The organism is Nonomuraea basaltis, assembly GCF_005893125.1.
GTDB classification, from domain to species: domain Bacteria; phylum Actinomycetota; class Actinomycetes; order Streptosporangiales; family Streptosporangiaceae; genus Nonomuraea; species Nonomuraea basaltis.
In genome coordinates this window covers 1-3,022 of the sequence record NZ_VCJS01000478.1, presented here as the reverse complement: position 1 = coordinate 3,022, position 3,022 = coordinate 1, and the positions used below count along the sequence as shown (strand labels likewise).

Below are 3,022 nucleotides of genomic sequence, written 5' to 3'. Positions count from 1 at the left end.
ACGCGGTGCGGATCAGCACGACGACGTCATAACGCGCCGGCCGGATGCCTCGGGCGGCCAGCAGCTCGTCGCCCTCACCTGGTGTACGCAGGACGGCGCGGAACACGTTCGCCTCCCGCGCCTCGATACCCGTGGCCAGCGCCTTGAGATGAGCGGGCAGCTGCGTGGGAGGAGAGGCGAAGTAGCCGCCACGCCAGGTGCCGACCTCGCCGGCCAGCATGAGGAAACCGTCGCCGGTCGGAGGCAGTAACCGGGCCTTGACCGCCAGATGGTCATTGATCAGCTTCATGGTGCCGACGCTAGCCAGAGGCGCTCGAGGATCGCTTCCGTCATCTGACTGATGTTCACCGGTCGACTACCGTGCTGATGCTGATCGTCTCCCGTCCCTGAGCCCCGGAAACGGTGATGGACAGCTCCCACACGCCGTCCATGACGAACATCCTCTCCTCGGCGACGAAGCGGCCGGGATCGGCTTCGACGGTGCCGACCGGCGGCAGGGCGTGGCCCATGCTCGGCATGACCGCCGCCACGGTGACCGTGTCGGCCTCGCCGGAGGTCACCCGCACCTCTACTGGATCGGCAGGCAGCACGCTGACGGTGTAGCGGGCGCCCGCCGCCTCCACGCTCTCAGGGTTGCCGTCGAACCAGCTCGTCGCGGGCGAACAGCACGCCGGCCACAAGCAGGCAGACAGCCGCATACTTCATCGATCCACCTCCATGGTGAAGGGCCGGGTCACGAGTCGGCCTCCGGTGGCGTACTGGGCCCAGGCCAGGTAGCGGCCCAGCTCCGGGAGGGTGAGGGTGAAGCGCAGCGCGGAACCTTCCGTCGGCATCCCATGCGCGTGTGCCAGGTGAACCCCGTCCGCGCTCCTGACGATCAGATGGCCGGGCATGCCCAGCCATAGCTGTAGTGGCACCCTCCGGGCTGACCTCGATGGTCACTGGACTTGCAGCGGTCGGCGTGGGCGGGGTGAGGCGGGGCATGGCAGGCTCCTGGGCCGGGGCGTACGGCTGGGCGGTGCCGGAGATCTCGAAGGCGCCGGAGAGGAGTTGCCCGCCCGACTCCTGCCGCTCGATCTCGGCGTAGGCGAGGTAGCGGCCCGGTTGCGGAACGCGCAGCCGTACGGCCAGGACACCCGGCGCGGTCCGCAACGGGTGCACGTGCCGGAAGACCGCGCCATCCTCGCTGGTGACCACGAGGTGCGCCGGGGCCTCGTGGTGGACGGCGAGATCGTCCACCGGCCGACCGGTCGCGCCGTCCGCGAGCCGCAAGGTCAAGGCGAAGTCGGCGCCCGTGGCGGGCCGGGCGGGCAGCGTCGAGAAGCGGCCCTGCACATAGGGCCGGCCGACCTCGGCGACGGGCGCCGCCCCTCCTGCTGGGCAGCGGGCAGGTACGGCCGCAGCAGCATCACGACGACCGCGACCGCCGCGGCTGCGCTCACGGCGCCCACGACGGGCCTGGACAGGCGGCCGGTGAGTACGGCGCCCACCGCCAGCACACCGACCAGCAGAACGCGCCGTCGGTCACTATCGCCCAGGGGCACCGCCGGGCACCAGCACCCGGAACGGGATCATCGAGACCTCGTCACCAGCGCGAACGCGCAGCTCGTACGGGCCGGCGTGGCCGGCCTGCAAGGCCGCGGGACTCTGCCCGACGCGCACCGCACCAGTTGACCTGCTGCCGTCGGTCAGCGAACGCAGCTCCAACTCCAGGCGCACGTTCGCGGGATGGACGGCCTGCGCGCGCACCCGCACTGCCGCCGGCACCTGCGAGACCCCGGCGATGACGAGTGGCCGGGCTGCTGCTGGTGGGCGCAGAGTACGGCACGATGCGTTCTAGCCGGTTCTTCGTCGTCTCGGCTCGGATCCGCAGCATGCGATGGCCCGGGTCGAGATCGTCGGTGCGCAGGGAGCACAGCTCCTCGCGGCGCAACGCACCCGCTGCGGGTGACGCCGGGCATGAGCGCGGCCAGATTCGCCGCGCGCGGCTGATGCAGGTCGACCTCGATGCGGTGATGGCGCGGCACCGAGACCGGCACCGGGACCGGCACTGTGGTGGCGTGCAGCCGCGTCGCCTGGCCGGCACCGCGCTGCAGGAGATCGTGCGCTTCGTCGGGGTGCAGGCCGTTGGCCGCGTGCTGGCCGAGACCGCGCTTGACGGCCCGGAACTCCTGTAGCTCCGGCGAGCCTCCACTCAGTTGAGCAGTGGGTACGGCGGCGGGGTGCCAGGACCTCGGTGGCTTCGGCGCTGGGTTTGACGTAGCGCATGGCGGTGCGGGGGTTCTTGTGGCGGGTCTTGCCCATGATGAGCTGCAGCGGCACTTCGGTCTCAGTCTCGGCCGATTCGAGATCTCGGACTACTCCGACGCCGCCGAGGTCGTCCTGGCGGGCTCGACCTCGACCTCTTCGACCTCGACCTGCTCCAGCACGACCAGCACCACCTCCTGCAGCGCCTGATCCGGCTGATCGGCAGACTGCCGAGCGCTGCGAGGGAGGGGTCGCCTACCGCAGAAATGCCGAGATGGTGGCCACGAACTGGTCGGCGTCATCGAGCCACGGAAAGTGCCCGGCTCCGGCTTGAACGATGAGTTCGGCGCGTGGAAACAGCTCGGCGAGCTCGGTCATCGCAGGAGGAGGGGAGTTCAGGTCCACCGCGCCCGCGAGCAGCAGCACCGGTGATGTGCAGCGGGTGAGCGCGGCCCGCGTGGCTTCGGGATCGAAAGCACCTTCGGAGCCGAAGACGCCCGCTGCCTCACTGTTCCGCTGCCCGTCCTCGGCGGCCTTGTGCGCCTGAGCCGTCTTGTCCCAACGGCGGTACCAGAATGGCGCGATGGCCTGGAAGGCATCGCCGGTGCCCTGGCCGGCCAGGACCTTCTCCAGAGCCGCGAACGCCAGCGGAAACCAGGGCTCGTCCTTGCGCAGTAGGGCCGTCGCCCGCCGGGCCTCTCCACTGATCGTGATGCCGACGGCGATGACGCTCGGAGTGATCAGCGCCAGCTTTCCGACGCGTTCCGGATGGCGA

At 70.5% G+C, this 3,022-nt stretch carries 7 protein-coding genes; 2 read left to right on the top strand and 5 right to left on the bottom strand.

The window, feature by feature from the left end; genetic code table 11:
• The 3 genes from EJK15_RS68595 to EJK15_RS77045 form a co-directional block, all read right to left on the bottom strand.
• Positions 1-289: hypothetical protein (locus tag EJK15_RS68595; protein WP_206062333.1), on the bottom strand; the 289-nt coding region annotated here is incomplete at its 3' end.
• 55 nt (positions 290-344) lie between these two features.
• Positions 345-698, bottom strand: a complete 354-nt coding sequence (locus tag EJK15_RS68590) for a hypothetical protein (protein ID WP_138720819.1) — start codon at positions 696-698, stop codon at positions 345-347.
• A gap of 3 nt (positions 699-701) precedes the next feature.
• Positions 702-833, bottom strand: coding sequence for a hypothetical protein (locus tag EJK15_RS77045; protein WP_276615628.1), 132 nt, complete (start codon positions 831-833; stop codon positions 702-704).
• A 217-nt stretch (positions 834-1,050) separates the two neighbouring features.
• Between EJK15_RS77045 and EJK15_RS68580 the strand changes: the two genes are divergently transcribed.
• The gene (locus tag EJK15_RS68580; RefSeq protein WP_138720817.1) at positions 1,051-1,674 is read left to right on the top strand and encodes a hypothetical protein; all 624 of its coding nucleotides are present in this window, start codon (positions 1,051-1,053) and stop codon (positions 1,672-1,674) included.
• 14 nt (positions 1,675-1,688) lie between these two features.
• Here the strand turns inward: EJK15_RS68580 and EJK15_RS78405 are convergent, their stop codons facing one another.
• Complete coding sequence (locus tag EJK15_RS78405) at positions 1,689-2,123, bottom strand: hypothetical protein (protein ID WP_420847199.1); 435 nt, start codon at positions 2,121-2,123, stop codon at positions 1,689-1,691.
• A gap of 163 nt (positions 2,124-2,286) precedes the next feature.
• Between EJK15_RS78405 and EJK15_RS68560 the strand changes: the two genes are divergently transcribed.
• Positions 2,287-2,457, top strand: a complete 171-nt coding sequence (locus tag EJK15_RS68560) for a thiazolylpeptide-type bacteriocin (protein ID WP_138720816.1) — start codon at positions 2,287-2,289, stop codon at positions 2,455-2,457.
• Between the two features lie 45 nt (positions 2,458-2,502).
• On the opposite strand, the gene EJK15_RS68555 is transcribed toward EJK15_RS68560, so the two are convergent.
• Positions 2,503-3,022, bottom strand: a 520-nt coding sequence (locus EJK15_RS68555; RefSeq protein WP_138720815.1) for an alpha/beta hydrolase, incomplete at its 5' end; no start/stop codon positions are given.

Excerpts from the sequence above, each read along its gene's own strand:
- EJK15_RS68590 (WP_138720819.1), bottom strand. The coding sequence starts at position 698 with ATGCGGCTGTCTGCCTGCTTGTGGCCGGCGTGCTGTTCGCCCGCGACG.
- EJK15_RS77045 (WP_276615628.1), bottom strand. The coding sequence starts at position 833 with ATGCCGACGGAAGGTTCCGCGCTGCGCTTCACCCTCACCCTCCCGGAG.